Raw genomic sequence first — 13,960 nt, 5'->3', positions numbered from 1 at the left:
ATTAAGTAAAGGAAATGCAGCACAAATCAGGCCAGGAAACGAACAAAGGGTTCGTTTCCTGGCCTATATATAGCTCGATCATTTAGGACTGCAACGGCGAAGAATCTTTGCGACGCGGAGGCAGGGGGCCCAGATACTGATAGTATTGGCATTCGATTCGGCCGTTAAACAGCTTGCGGCGTTTGTCGGCTTTACGGCCCCAATAATGCTCAAATTGCTTGGTGGAACTAATGGCAAAGAAGGACCATGTCTTCATTTCGGCTGCCGTACGTGCGAGTGTACGAATCAGCTTTTCCACCTCGGCTTGCTCGCTGAGTCTTTCGCCGTAAGGTGGATTAGTAATCATCACACCATACTGGCCCTCAAGTCTGACCTTGCCGGCAGGCAGTACCTTCAGTGAAATATCTTTAGCAAAGCCGGCTGCTTTTACAGCTGCTTCTGCAACTTCTATGGCATTAGGATCGATATCACTACCTGCAATCTCAAAAGGAATATCATCACGGGTCAGATCCATCGCCTCGTCGCGAGCCTGATTCCATAATTCTCTGCCAATGACAGGCCAGTCTTCCGAATTAAAGGTCCGTCTCAGGCCTGGCGCAATGTTCCAGGCTTGCATAGCTGCTTCGACTAATAAAGTACCCGAACCGCAGCATGGGTCATAGAAGGGTCGATCCGGGCTCCAGCGACTAAGCTGAATAAGAGCGGAAGCCATTGTTTCTTTGAGTGGCGCCTCTGTTACGAGCTTGCGATAGCCTCGTTTGTGCAGTCCTGGGCCGGTTGTGTCCAGGGTTATCAGTGCACGGTCATTTAATAGAATGACCTCAATGACGTAGCGAGGACCATCTTCAGCAAACCAGTCTGTATGGTAGGTTTCCTTGAGTTTTTCTACAATCGCCTTCTTGACGATTCCCTGACAGGCTGGTACGCTACTAAGCTGTGATTTGTGTGAACGTCCCTCTACGGGAAATTCACCATCTACAGGAATCCAATCCTGCCAAGGCAATGCTTTGGTACCCTCAAATAGCTCGTCGAAGGTAGTTGCAGCAAACTCGCCCATTTTAATAAGAACGCGGTCTGATGTGCGAAGCCACAGGTTGCATCGGCATATATCCTTATAATCTCCGGAAAAAACGACGCGACCATTCTCGACGGTCAGATCCTTGTATCCTAGTTCTCTGAGTTCCCGGGCCACGACGGCTTCAAGCCCCATCGGCGCAGTTGCAATTAGTTGCAGTTGAGTCATTAAACGTATTCACTCCGTCTCATAATCATGTAAGCTTGGTTCAATCTTTATAGTATAGGTCATTGTACTCGAAGAGACAAATCGTTAAGGTAAATAATTTACGAAGGACATCGCGTCCGACCTGCGTTATGATAGAGGAAGAAGGAGAGATGAAACGTGGAAATTACACCCAATATGACGCCTGAACAATATGTAGCCCAACTGGTACAAGAGGATGAGGCGCTGCGCGGCATTAGGGAGGCTATTGTTGAAAAAGGTATGCCGGAGGTCTCGGTTGCCCATCCCTATGGGAAGCTATTGACCTTTCTGATCGAAGTTTCTGGGGCACAGCAGGTACTGGAGATCGGAGCATTGGGCGGATACAGTGGAGTATGTCTGGCCCGTGGGCTGGGAGAGAAAGGGCGCATTGTGTCCCTGGAGCTGAAAGAGGCCTACGCAGCGCTGGCACATCAACATATGACAAACAACGGCTATGGTGATTGTGTCGAGTATCGTATCGGACCTGCAGCAGACAGCCTGAAGAAGCTTCAGGAGGAAGGAAGGACTTTTGATTTTTTCTTTATTGATGCGGATAAGGAAAATTACCCGGTGTATCTGGAATATGCGATTGCATTGGCCAATCCAGGCGCTATTATTGCCGGAGATAATTGTTTTCTGCGGGGACGGACACTGAACACAGACAAGAATGGACCTGCCGTACAAGCCGTGAGACGTTTTAACGAAACGATAGCAACGGACCCGCGGCTGGTCAGCACGCTTTTGCCAGCTTATGATGGTTTGGCGTTGGCGCGAGTGAAGTAACGAGAGTCTCTAAGTGTTTCTATACCAAAAGAACCTCCTTATCCACAGTAGCGTGGAGCGGAGGTTCTTGTGTGTTAAGGCAGGCTATCCTACCCAAAGGTTGTCTTACCTGAAATGAGGCGTAGCCTTACGATCGTAAAGCTTCATACGTACCCAGATTATGTTGACGATCAGCAGAACACCCGACATGATGAACAGTCCTTCGATCCCGATAAATCCAGAAAGCACTCCACCAATGACCGCACCCAGCATATTCCCGAGCGCCAGCGAACTCGTATTGAATCCGAAAGAGCGGCTTTCCATTCCTTCCGGTGTATACGTGCGAATCAGCGCATTTACGCTGGGTAGCAAACCGCCCATAAATACACCCATAAAAAAACGAATAATGACAAGCTGCCATACTTCATTGACAAAAGCTTGCGGAATAAGCATAACCGCCGTTCCGAGCAGTGAGATGGTCAAGATTTTGTGTGCCCCTATTTTGTCACTTAATCGTCCGAGAAGTGGTGCGGCTACCATATTGGATACGCCTGTAATAGCGGTAACGAACCCTGCAACCAGTGCGATTCCTTCTGCGGAGCCGTATAGCTTTTGCACGTACAAAGGTAGCAAAGAAACTGTACTGATCATGGCAAATTGGAGTAAGAACGTCACGGTGAACAAAGCCGGAAGCTGCGGCGTATGGCTTAGCTCCTTTAATCCGGCAAGAACCGAAATTTGTGGAGTCCGTGCGGCTTCGGCTTTGCTGAAATTCTCCTTAACCAAAAACATTGCCATGAGAGAGGCTAGAAAAATAAGAGCTCCTGTAATGTAAAAGATCGGTCTGAATCCGACCCAGTCAGCCAAAAATCCGCCTAGCAGTGGGCCGAGAATCGTGCCAGCCATTTGACCGGATTGCATAATTCCCATAGCAAATCCGGTTCGCTCTTTAGGAGTGGTGCCCGAAACTAGGGAAATAGATGCCGGATTGAAACCCGAAATTGTACCGTTTAGCAGGCGAAGCGCCAGCAATTGCCATGGATGGGTGACCAAACCCATACACCCGATGACCAGAGCCATGCCGAAGCCTGAGCGAAGCAGCATGACTTTGCGTCCATATCGGTCGGCCAGTTTGCCCCATAATGGCTGGAATATAAACGAGGTCAAAAAGTTAGCAGCAAAAATAACTCCTGCCCACATACCTATATCGTGCTCGCCCTTCACATGAAGGTCCTGAGCCAGATACAGAGCAAGGAACGGAGTAATCATTGTAATACCCGCATTGACCAGAAACTGACCAAACCAAAGCACAATGAGATTGATTTTCCACGTCTCCCACGTTTTCAATGTGCTTTCACTTCCTTTCTGCCATTCTCATCCTGTTGTAAAGGTACTTATTCATGTATAACTTTCCCGGAGCTTTAAAAAAGCCATTTCTCTAGTATAGCACACTTCATCGAAACTTTATCCAAATGTCATGGGTTTGTCATGGTTTGTTTGAGAGCGGCGGTTGTTACGACTCTTGAAAAAGGGCATAATTAAAATATAGCATTTATGATTCGAACTGGAGGCTGAAGTCATGACCTACAATGATACTTTTATCCGCGCTTGCCGCAAGCAAGCTGTGGATCATATTCCCGTATGGTACATGCGGCAGGCCGGAAGGTATGACCCTGAGTATCGCAAAATTAAAGAAAAATACACGCTGCTTGAAATTTGTCGTCAGCCCGAGTTGGCCGCAGAAGTGACGTTGATGCCCGTGCGCAAGCTGGGGGTGGACGCTGCAATTTTATATTCTGACATTATGAATCCGGTAGCCTCGCTAGGGGTTGATTTTGATATTGTCAAAAATATCGGCCCGGTTATTGATAATCCGATCCGTTCAGCGGCAGACGTAGACAACTTGCGTCCGATTGATGTGGAACGTGATTTGGGTCATATTTTGGAAACGATCCGTATTTTAGACCGTGAGCTGAACGTGCCATTGATCACATTTGCTGGAGCGCCTTTTACTATTGCCAGCTATTTAATAGAAGGAAGACCCTCCAAGGGATATATTCGCACCAAAGCAATGATGTATGGAGAGCCTGAACTGTGGCACCGTCTGATGGGTAAATTGGGAGATATGGTTATTACATATGTACGGGCCCATATTGCTAACGGTGGCAAAGCTTTTCAATTGTTTGATAGCTGGGTAGGTGCACTTTCACCTTATGATTTTCAAACTTTTGTATTGCCGACCATTGTACGTATTTTCCATGAGTTATCTGATCTGAATGTGCCTAAAATTTATTTTCCGGGCGTAAGCTCCGGTGAATTGCTTCCGCATTTGAGCGGGGTAAAAGCCGATGTGATCGGACTGGACTGGCGGGTAAGTATACCTGAAGGCCGTCGTCGCTTGGGGAACCGTTTTGGTGTGCAGGGGAACCTGGACCCGTATGTGCTTACTGCGCCGATGGATGTGATTAAGCAGTATGCAAAAACTATCGTAGATGAAGGCATTCTGGAGCCTGGCTACATTTTTAATCTCGGTCACGGTTTATTTCCTGAAGCCTCGCTAGATAAGCTAAGAGAGCTTACCCATTATGTACACGAGTATTCTCGTTCTGTTTTGTCAAAAAATTAATACAACTAGAAAAGATAAGAGGGATATGCTAATGAAAACCAAAGTGGGTGTACTGGTCATGTCCTACGGGACGCCGGAGAGTCTGGATCAGGTTGAAGCGTATTATACACATATTCGCCGTGGTCATGCTCCCTCACCGGAGCAGTTAAAGGAACTAAAAGATCGCTACGAAGCCATTGTGGGCGGCGTGTTTCCATTGCGTCAGAATACAGATCGACAGGTTCACAACCTGCAGGAAACCTTGAATCGGGAAAATCGCAACCCGGACATAGAATTTGTGTGTTATCAGGGGCTCAAACACGCCAAACCGTTTATTGAGGACGGTGTCGCAGCAATGGTACAAGACGGCATTCGTACGGCAGTGGGTGTTGTGCTGGCTCCGCATTATTCCGTTATGAGTGTAGGTACTTATATCAAGCGTGCGCAGGCTAAGGCACAGGAATTGGGTCTGGCGATATCATTTGTGGAGAGCTATCATCTCCATCCAAAGCTGATCAAGACGCTGACTGAGCGTGTGAACGCAAAACTGGCGCTTTTCGAAGAAGCAGGAGCCAAGCGGGACGAGGTTCGTGTTCTGTTCAGCGCGCACAGCTTGCCTGAGCGGATTTTGGCTATGGGCGATCCTTATGTGGAGCAATTAATGGCTACTTCGCAGGCTGTTGCAGATAAGGCGGGAATTACCAACTGGCAGTTTACGTGGCAAAGTGCCGGTCGTACAGCAGAGCCTTGGCTGGGACCAGATATTTTGGATACCATGCATAGTCTTAAGGAAGAGCAAGTGGAGTATGTGCTGGCTGCGCCAGTCGGCTTTGTTTCTGATCACTTAGAGGTGTTATACGATCTGGATATTGAAGCACAGGCTTTGGCAAACGAATTGGATATGCGTTTTCAGCGTATTGATTCACTTAACAGTGACCCACTTTATATGGAGACGCTTAGTGATGTCATCATAGACCAATTGAAAAAGGGATGAGGACATAATGGAGCAAAAGGTACGAAATATTGTAATTGTAGGCGGAGGCTTGACCGGGCTTAGTACTGCTTTTTATACACGGAAAATGTATAAAGAAGCTGGCTACACACCTCGAATTACGCTGGTGGAGAAAGCCCCTGTACTGGGCGGAAAAATTGAAACATTGCACAAAGATGGCTTTGTCATTGAAAAGGGGCCAGATTCCTTTCTGGCCCGTAAAACGGCCATGATTGACCTGGCCAAAGAGCTGGAGCTGGATCATGAGTTGGTAAGCACGAACCCTCAGGCTAAAAAGACATATATTTTGCATGAAGGTCAGCTTCATCCGATGCCTCCTGGGCTGGTGCTGGGCATCCCAACAGAGCTGAAACCATTTTTACGTAGTGGTTTGATTTCTTTAGGTGGAAAAATGCGGGCTATGATGGATTTTGTTATTCCGCCTCGACGTGAACCTGGAGATGAGGCGCTGGGTGATTTTATTGAACGCCGACTGGGCAAAGAAGTGCTGGAAAATGTAACTGAGCCACTGCTGGCGGGAATCTATGCTGCCAACATGAAGACGCTAAGTTTGCAGGCTACTTTTCCACAGTTTGCTGAGGTGGAGCAGCAATACGGAAGCCTCATTCACGGGATGAGGACAGGGCGGAAACCAACTGAAACGCATACAGGTACGAAGAAAAGCGCCTTTTTGACTTTCCGTCAAGGCTTGCAAAGTTTGGTGCATGCATTACTGAATGACTTGTATGACTGTGATTTACGCACCGGAATTGCTGTTACACAATTCACAAAGACGGCGGAACGTGAAGAAAGTCCCTATCGTGTGATGTTGGACAACGGAGAGACGCTGGAGGCGGACGATATTTTTATAACGACTCCTAACTTCGCTGCAGCCCCGCTATTGCGAGAGCATGTAAATGTGGCTGCACTGGAAGCTGTAAAATATGTATCCGTAGCGAACGTGGTCATGGCCTTTAATAAAACAGATATTGAGAACGTTTTTGACGGCTCCGGTTTTCTGGTTCCTCGCAAGGAAGGTCGCAGCGTGACCGCATGTACGTGGACGTCTGCCAAGTGGCTACATACCAGCCCGGACGATAAGGTACTGTTGCGTTGTTATGTAGGGCGTGCAGGAGCTGAGGAAACAGTAGAATTACTGGATAATGAGCTGATTACGGTGGTGCGTAAGGATTTGAAAGAGATGATGGGAGTTACAGCAACTCCGCTGTTCACGGAAATTACGCGTCTTCGTAATTCTATGCCACAATATCCGGTGGGGCACCCACAGGCGATCGCTGATCTGCGGGAAGAGCTACGCAGAGCGATGCCAGGGGTGTACGTTTTAGGTGCTGGCTATGATGCGATCGGGTTGCCGGACTGCATTCGTCAGGCCAAGGAGTGGGCCTCCAATGCTGTTCAAGTGGCACAGCAGGAAGCCGTTAAGGTACAGGTGTAAATCTTCAATGATGAACCCTTCGCGATCCAGGCGAGGGGTTCTATTTATATTGAAATCTGATATATAATGGAGAAGGTGTAAAATTCGCCAGCTAATAAGGAATGCATGCATATGGAAAAGCATAGAAGGAGTGAAGAATGTACCCTCCCAGGTCACAGAGAAATGAAGGTCGGAAGAGAACGAGAAAACCAAAAATAGGCAAGGCATGGATCATTACAAATCTGGTCCTGCTGTTCATGATTGTAGGTCTTTTCGGTTATTATTACATATTTGAACGCGATAGTAGTGGTTCTCTTGCCGACAATGCCGAGTATTCGCAAGCTAAAAAGAACACCCATACGGAATCTGCTAATGATGATAAGAACTCTATTCCCTTAGTTAGTGAAAATGTGAATGAAACGAAGCAGTCGACTATTCCAGACACAAACAGTCGTCCTGTGACTACGCCCGACACGAATGCCTCTGAAGGCAGCTCTTTAGAAACAAACTCATCACCGGAAAAAGAGGGGCACGCACAGGAGGAATCGTCAAAGAAGGATGTAAACAACGATGATGATACACCCGCCGAGAAGAGAGGAGCGGAGGACGTCAAACCATCGAACACGGACGATGCAAATTCCCAAGCAGTTACACTTCACTTCATAGGTGATGTGCAGTTTTCAGGTAAGGTTGAGCAGAGGCTTGAGCAGAAGGGATATGATTTTCCATACCAATATCTCGGGAGCTTGTTCCATAAAGACGATCTGACGATTGCCAATTTGGAAACACCGGTGACTACTAATGGCGTCGGTGCGTTAAATAAAACGTATGTGTATAAATCTTCGCCTAAAGCGCTAACTGCAATGGCAGCGGCAGGGATCGATGCTGTAAATTTGGCCAACAATCATATTTTGGATCAGGGGACAAGCGGATTACTGGATACCCTGAAATATTTGGATGAAAAGGGTATAGCTCATGCTGGAGCCGGACGCAATGCACAAGAAGCGTATGCACCACATTATTTTGAACGTAACGGGATTAAAATTGCATTGTTGGGGGCTACACGTGTTATGCCTGAAGCCAACTGGAATGCGGGTGCCAAACAGCCTGGTGTAGCAGGGGCCTATGATTCGACCGCTATCGTAAATTCCATTCGAGAGGCACGAAATCAGGCTGATTTGGTAATAGTGGTTGCCCATTGGGGCAAGGAGCGAGCTACGGCGCTTGAACCTCATCAAACTGAGTTATCGCACGCTTTTATTGACGCCGGGGCCGATCTTGTCGTTGGCGGGCATCCTCATGTGCTGCAAGGGATGGAGCAATATAAAGGTAAATGGATTGCATACAGCACAGGCAATTTCATTTTTTCTAAATCAACGATACCAGCCACTTGGGATACAGCGATATTTCAAGCCACCTGCACCCGTAACGGGGTTTGTAAGATGAAGCTAACCCCTTACCGAGCGGAGCTGGGTCAACCGATCCCATTGAAAGATGCAGAGGCCAGCAAAATCTTGCAGAAAGTAGCGGCACTGTCACCAAAAAATATTTCGGTAGGTGTGGATGGGACGGTAAGCGCTCAGTAGAAGTAAGCAAGAAGTGGTTAATATGAGTATGGACGAAACGATGGTATAAGATACTCCTTTGTAGATGGAGGTCATAGCGGGATGGATCATTTGTGCGTTGCACACCGTGGTTTCTCAGGGATTGCTCCTGAAAACACGATAGCAGCCTTTAAGCTTGCGCTGGAGCAGCCTTTTGTGCACTGGATTGAACTGGATGTACAGCTATCAAAGGACGGTGTTCCGGTGGTCATTCATGACTTTACCTTGGAGCGAACGACGAATGGTATGGGACGAGTAAAGGATACAGATTGGAAAGACTTGCAACGACTTGACGCAGGTAGCTGGAAAAATGAACAATATCACGGGGAACCTATTCCTTCCCTCGCCCAAGTGCTTGATTTGTGCCGGGGGCGTGTATCGCTCAATATCGAGCTTAAAACTGCTGGTGATATATATCCGGGACTAGAAAAAGCCGTCCTTCGTGAAATTGTGATGAGAGGGATGGAGGGCGAGGTGGTCTTAACCTCTTTTGAGCGTACGGCACTGCGCCGAGCAAAAGAACTGGCACCTGACATCCGTACCGGACTCATTATTGATGCGCGTCCGAACGATTTGGCAAAGCAATTAGAAAATCTGCGATGTTCTTTTTTATCTATGGGCTATCCACGGTTGGACCGAAAGCTCTTGAAAGATCTAACCTCACGCGGTATTACAGTCATGGCGTGGACGGTGGATGACCGGCGTATCATGCGGAGATTGTCCACATTGCATCCTGAATTGATGATTTGTACCAACTGGCCGGATCGCTGGGAGCAGGTATTTTTGCTTCCCAAGCCCCGGATATGGCACTATATACGTAAACTTATTCGTTAATCAATTGGACTACATACGCGGAAGGGGGACGGATCGTAATGAACGTGGAAATTCGTAATGTTTATTGTGTCGGACGCAATTATAAGCTGCATGCAGAGGAACTGGGGAATGATGTTCCCACAGAACCTATGATTTTCTTGAAGCCATCTCATGCAGTTGTGCCGCTGGATGGTGCTACGCTGGAGCTTCCTCAAGGTAAGGGAGATATTCATTTTGAAACTGAACTGGTTGTGGCTGTAGGACGTAACTACGAACCAGGCATGACCGCTGATGCGTGTCTGAACGCTTTTGCATTGGGGATTGATTTTACCCTGCGAGATGTACAAAGTATGCTTAAGAAAAAGGGTCATCCATGGACTGCTGCCAAAGGCTTCAAATCGTCTGCACCTGTGACACCGTTCTTGCCCTTAGAGAGCTTGAACATACTGGGGCAGCAGGATTTTTCTTTGTTCAAAAATGGACAAGAGGTGCAGCGTGGGCATGTCAAAGATATGATCTTCTCCATCCAGCATATCGTTGAATATATAGCGACTCAATATGGACTGGGTGAGGGGGATATTATTTTTACAGGTACTCCGGCGGGTGTAGGGCCTACTGCGAGCGGGGACCACTTTGAGCTTTATTGGGGGAGTGACCGTCAGGGAAGCTTTACCATCGGCTAAATCTACAGCCGCATAAATAAGATGATTTAAAAAAGCATGTTCTTGGTGGTGGTTGGGAGGTATAAGTAACTCCCATAGGCAAGCCTTGTGAAGGCCGTGTTCTGTGCGAAAGCATGGGACACGGCTTTTATATAAGCGTACAGCATTGTACAATGTTATACAGAAGGATAAGCGCAAAACAGAGATTCATCTCAAAGCGGGGGTATATCATGGACTGGATCATCGGATTGCTTTCCGCTGCTGTGGTGGCAGGGGCTGCATTTTATAAAAAATCCTTAACCTTATCCGGCTTTGCTGCGGCTGTACTGATGGGAACGGTGTATTATGGGGCGGGCAACCTGTTTTGGTTTGGCACATTGCTCTTATTTTTTATCACGTCCACCCTGTTATCGAAGTTCAAAAAGGAGCGCAAGGCTGAGCTCGAAAAATCGTATGCCAAAACAGGCAATCGGGATGCAGGGCAAGTGTGGGCCAATGGAGGATTAGGCATGCTGCTATGCCTGGGTTATGCGATTTGGCCTCATGTTGCCTGGCAACTGGCATTTGTTGGTGTCATGGCTACAGTCACATCCGATACGTGGGCAACGGAATTTGGAAGCCTGAGTCGTAAGCCGCCCCGTTCGGTGCTTACTGGGAAGGTACTGACACCAGGAACCTCAGGAGGAGTATCTGTATTGGGAACGGCTGCGGCCCTGGCCGGTGGCATACTGATCGGAATAGGCGCCTGGGGCTTTGGACACGCCGTAGGAATGCAGGCATTGCCGTTATGGCTGTGGGCACTGATTGGAGGAATATCCGGCGTTGCTGGTGCCTTTGCCGATTCCTATCTTGGTGCTACGGTGCAATTGATGCGTTCCTGCCCAGTTTGCAAGCGGGAAGTTGAAGTAGACTCGCATTGTGGACAAACGACAGTCTATCTGCGAGGCTGGCATTGGATGAGCAATGATCGGGTGAATAGCATTAGCTCTATTTTCGGAGGATTGGTCGCTCTTGTAGGCATTTTCTTTATACTCTGAACATGAGCTTGAAGATCGTTTTAGGGAATACCTGCATGCTTCAATCATGGTTTCAGGAGGTGCAAAGATGGGGGATATGCACAGAGATAAATATGAAGCTATTTTAGACGCCGCTTACACTGTCTTCGGCACCAAAGGTTTTTATGAAAGCAAAATTTCCGAAATTGCAGAACAAGCGGGTGTGGCTAAAGGCACGGTATATTTGTACTTTAAAAGTAAAGAGCAGCTATTTACAGCAGTTACTCGTAGAGATTGCGAACAATATCTAACCGAAATGCAAGGCGCATTGGTCAATCGTACTTTGGGAGAGGGACTGCTGCGGATGGCCAATTTGCATCTTCACTATTATTACCAACGCAAGCAGCATACTAAATTATTTTTTATGACTCCTAATAGTGACCCTGATCTCATAGAGTTCATGCGGGGATTTATTCAAGATTATACCGATCTGGTCAAAAATAAACTGGCGTCAGAGGGGGTGCCGCAGCCTGAATTTCATGCAAAGGCATTCATTGGTATGCTTGAACGCTTAAAAATGGATATTTTGTTGAATCAAGATTTCCGTGAAGGTGACGTCGATCAGACGGCTGCATTGGCATCTAACTTATTTATGCATGGCTGTGAACCCGGAATCCAAAAATCCTGACATGTTGTTCCTAAAAACCGTACTGGCTTGTTCAGCTAACGGTTTTTTTAATCATTGGCTGTGTCTGTGTTAAAATAAACAAGATGCATCACAAATTTGGGGAAGAGTAGGGAATCTGTAATGAATATTATGACCGTTGAACATATAACAAAAAGCTACGGCGAGAAAATGTTGTTCGAGGATGTTTCCTTTGGCATGGATGAGCGTGACAAAATAGGGGTTGTTGGAGTAAATGGCACCGGAAAATCGACGTTTTTACGTGTAATCTCCGGCTTGGAGCCACCAGATGATGGCAATATTGCAGTAAACAACGATGTGCGAATTCAGTATCTGGCACAAAATCCGGAGTTTGATCCCGAGATGAAGGTCCTCCAGCATATTTTCCATGGCAACCAGCCTGAAATGAAAGCAGTGAGAGAATATACGGAAACCATGGAATTACTGGAATTGAATCCGGGGAGAGAGGAGCTCCAAAGTCGCCTGTTGCGAGCAAGTCAGCAGATGGATACGTTCCAAGCGTGGCAGCTGGAGAGTGAGGCTAAAAATATACTTACCCGCCTGGGGATCACCCAGTTTGAGTCTCGTATGGGCGTTCTCTCCGGGGGACAACGTAAACGGGTTGCTTTGGCTGCGGCTCTGATCCAGCCCTGTGAGCTGCTCATTCTGGACGAGCCTACCAACCATATTGATAATGAGTCCGTTGCATGGTTGGAGCAATATTTGCAAAAAAGACGCGGTGCGTTGTTAATGATCACGCATGATCGCTATTTTCTAGATAGAGTTGCTAATGTTATGTTAGAGCTGGATCATGGTCGCCTGTTCCGTTATGAAGCTAACTATACTCGGTTTCTGGAGCTAAAGGCAGAACGCGAGGAACGAGAAGCGTCTTCGGAGCAGAAAAGGAAGAACCTGCTGCGTAATGAGCTGGCCTGGATTCGCCGAGGAGCAAAGGCTCGTTCGACCAAGCAGAAGGCGCGTATTGATCGATATGAGCAGCTTAAGGATCAGCAACCGGAAGCTCGTTCTGGATCTGTAGATATGTCTGTCGCCTCCACACGTCTGGGTAAAAAGATATTGGAGATCGAGCATCTGTCCAAATCGGTAGATACCCGTCAGCTGATTCAGGATTTGAGTTACATTGCGGTTCCTGGTGATCGAGTGGGTATTCTGGGGCCTAATGGTAGTGGAAAATCCACTCTGCTTCAAATGATTGCCCAGCGTGTAGAACCCGATTCCGGGAGTGTTGTACTGGGACCGACGGTGAAGCTTGGTTATTTTACCCAAGAGCATCAGGAAATGAACGAATCATTGCGTGTCATTGAATATATTAAGGAAGAAGCCGAAGTGATCCGTACGGCCGACGGTTCGACGATTACAGCTGCGCAGATGCTGGAGCGTTTTCTGTTTGCTCCAAGCGCGCAATGGACGGTTATTTCTCGGCTGTCCGGGGGCGAAAAACGCCGCTTGTATCTGCTACGTGTCTTAATGTCCGCACCGAACGTACTCTTGCTGGATGAACCGACAAATGATCTTGATATTCAGACCCTATCTGTTTTGGAAGATTATCTGGATGAATTCCCAGGCGTAGTTTTTATCGTCTCTCATGATCGTTATTTCCTGGATCGGACCGTGGACAAAATACTCGCATTCGAAGGGAATGGGCAGGTACGTGTACATGTGGGCGACTATAGCGAGTATTCAGAATGGATCAGTAAAAATGCTCCATCTTCTGCGAATGCGTCTGACTCGACGGGTACGACTTCCTCGAATCGTTCTTCTACATCTAAGTCGGCGGGTTCTTCCGAATCAGTCAAGGGGACAGGTAAAACCAAGCTTAAATTTACCTTTAAGGAACAGCGGGAATATGAGCAGATTGATGAGCTGATTGAACAAGCCGAACAGAAATTGGCTGACATTCAGCGACAGATGGAGGAATCTTTTAGCGATTCGGCACGGTTGCAGGAGCTTATGGCTGAGCAAGCGCAGGCCGAACAGCATCTGGAGCACCAAATGGAACGCTGGACTTATTTGAATGAGCTAGCCGAGCAAATTGAACAAAGTAAATCTTAACAATACAAAAGCAAGTCTCCATTTAGAATGGAGGCTTGCTTTTTTGTAGAAGTATGTGTACCTGTTCTCCATGC

At 47.4% G+C, this 13,960-nt stretch carries 12 protein-coding genes; 10 read left to right on the top strand and 2 right to left on the bottom strand.

Annotation, left to right across the window (positions count from 1 at the left end):
* Positions 1-82: 82 nt before the first annotated feature.
* Entirely contained in the window at positions 83-1,243 is a 1,161-nt protein-coding gene (locus ACQQ6X_RS18225; protein WP_305166463.1) for a THUMP domain-containing class I SAM-dependent RNA methyltransferase, read from the bottom strand.
* 156 nt (positions 1,244-1,399) lie between these two features.
* Between ACQQ6X_RS18225 and ACQQ6X_RS18220 the strand changes: the two genes are divergently transcribed.
* Complete coding sequence (locus ACQQ6X_RS18220) at positions 1,400-2,044, top strand: O-methyltransferase (RefSeq protein WP_305166461.1); 645 nt, start codon at positions 1,400-1,402, stop codon at positions 2,042-2,044.
* 105 nt (positions 2,045-2,149) lie between these two features.
* Here the strand turns inward: ACQQ6X_RS18220 and ACQQ6X_RS18215 are convergent, their stop codons facing one another.
* Complete coding sequence (locus ACQQ6X_RS18215) at positions 2,150-3,370, bottom strand: MFS transporter (protein WP_305166460.1); 1,221 nt, start codon at positions 3,368-3,370, stop codon at positions 2,150-2,152.
* Positions 3,371-3,602: 232 nt separating this feature from the next.
* Here ACQQ6X_RS18215 and hemE point away from each other — a divergent pair, with 232 nt between their 5' ends.
* The 9 genes from hemE (at position 3,603) to ACQQ6X_RS18170 (ending at position 13,886) form a co-directional block, all read left to right on the top strand.
* Entirely contained in the window at positions 3,603-4,649 is a 1,047-nt protein-coding gene (gene hemE, locus ACQQ6X_RS18210; RefSeq protein ID WP_142612842.1) for a uroporphyrinogen decarboxylase, read from the top strand.
* A 31-nt stretch (positions 4,650-4,680) separates the two neighbouring features.
* Positions 4,681-5,622: a ferrochelatase gene (gene hemH, locus ACQQ6X_RS18205; protein WP_063213043.1), complete on the top strand. Its 942-nt coding sequence runs from the start codon at positions 4,681-4,683 to the stop codon at positions 5,620-5,622.
* Between the two features lie 7 nt (positions 5,623-5,629).
* The gene (hemY, locus tag ACQQ6X_RS18200; protein ID WP_305166459.1) at positions 5,630-7,075 is read left to right on the top strand and encodes a protoporphyrinogen oxidase; all 1,446 of its coding nucleotides are present in this window, start codon (positions 5,630-5,632) and stop codon (positions 7,073-7,075) included.
* A 137-nt stretch (positions 7,076-7,212) separates the two neighbouring features.
* Positions 7,213-8,640 carry a CapA family protein gene (locus ACQQ6X_RS18195; protein WP_305166458.1) on the top strand — a complete coding sequence of 476 codons (1,428 nt, stop codon included), beginning with the start codon at positions 7,213-7,215 and terminating at the stop codon, positions 8,638-8,640.
* 81 nt (positions 8,641-8,721) lie between these two features.
* Positions 8,722-9,492 carry a glycerophosphodiester phosphodiesterase gene (locus ACQQ6X_RS18190; protein WP_305166457.1) on the top strand — a complete coding sequence of 257 codons (771 nt, stop codon included), beginning with the start codon at positions 8,722-8,724 and terminating at the stop codon, positions 9,490-9,492.
* Positions 9,493-9,530: 38 nt separating this feature from the next.
* Positions 9,531-10,154 carry a fumarylacetoacetate hydrolase family protein gene (locus ACQQ6X_RS18185; RefSeq protein ID WP_305166456.1) on the top strand — a complete coding sequence of 208 codons (624 nt, stop codon included), beginning with the start codon at positions 9,531-9,533 and terminating at the stop codon, positions 10,152-10,154.
* A 209-nt stretch (positions 10,155-10,363) separates the two neighbouring features.
* Complete coding sequence (locus ACQQ6X_RS18180) at positions 10,364-11,170, top strand: DUF92 domain-containing protein (RefSeq protein WP_305166455.1); 807 nt, start codon at positions 10,364-10,366, stop codon at positions 11,168-11,170.
* A 67-nt stretch (positions 11,171-11,237) separates the two neighbouring features.
* On the top strand, positions 11,238-11,816 hold the full coding sequence (locus ACQQ6X_RS18175) for a TetR/AcrR family transcriptional regulator (RefSeq protein WP_305166454.1): 579 nt from the start codon (positions 11,238-11,240) through the stop codon (positions 11,814-11,816).
* Between the two features lie 120 nt (positions 11,817-11,936).
* On the top strand, positions 11,937-13,886 hold the full coding sequence (locus ACQQ6X_RS18170) for an ABC-F family ATP-binding cassette domain-containing protein (RefSeq protein ID WP_305166453.1): 1,950 nt from the start codon (positions 11,937-11,939) through the stop codon (positions 13,884-13,886).
* Positions 13,887-13,960: the final 74 nt, after the last annotated feature.

The organism is Paenibacillus ottowii, assembly GCF_050516475.1.
Classification (GTDB): domain Bacteria; phylum Bacillota; class Bacilli; order Paenibacillales; family Paenibacillaceae; genus Paenibacillus; species Paenibacillus ottowii.
This window is presented reverse-complemented; position numbering and strand designations above follow the sequence as displayed.

Bases quoted from the DNA above. Each gene is read 5' to 3' on its own strand.
- ACQQ6X_RS18225 (WP_305166463.1), bottom strand. From the start codon at position 1,243: ATGACTCAACTGCAACTAATTGCAACTGCGCCGATGGGGCTTGAAGCC.
- hemE (WP_142612842.1), top strand. From the start codon at position 3,603: ATGACCTACAATGATACTTTTATCCGCGCTTGCCGCAAGCAAGCTGTG.
- hemH (WP_063213043.1), top strand. From the start codon at position 4,681: ATGAAAACCAAAGTGGGTGTACTGGTCATGTCCTACGGGACGCCGGAG.
- hemY (WP_305166459.1), top strand. From the start codon at position 5,630: ATGGAGCAAAAGGTACGAAATATTGTAATTGTAGGCGGAGGCTTGACC.
- ACQQ6X_RS18195 (WP_305166458.1), top strand. From the start codon at position 7,213: ATGTACCCTCCCAGGTCACAGAGAAATGAAGGTCGGAAGAGAACGAGA.
- ACQQ6X_RS18190 (WP_305166457.1), top strand. From the start codon at position 8,722: ATGGATCATTTGTGCGTTGCACACCGTGGTTTCTCAGGGATTGCTCCT.
- ACQQ6X_RS18185 (WP_305166456.1), top strand. From the start codon at position 9,531: ATGAACGTGGAAATTCGTAATGTTTATTGTGTCGGACGCAATTATAAG.
- ACQQ6X_RS18180 (WP_305166455.1), top strand. From the start codon at position 10,364: ATGGACTGGATCATCGGATTGCTTTCCGCTGCTGTGGTGGCAGGGGCT.
- ACQQ6X_RS18175 (WP_305166454.1), top strand. From the start codon at position 11,238: ATGGGGGATATGCACAGAGATAAATATGAAGCTATTTTAGACGCCGCT.
- ACQQ6X_RS18170 (WP_305166453.1), top strand. From the start codon at position 11,937: ATGAATATTATGACCGTTGAACATATAACAAAAAGCTACGGCGAGAAA.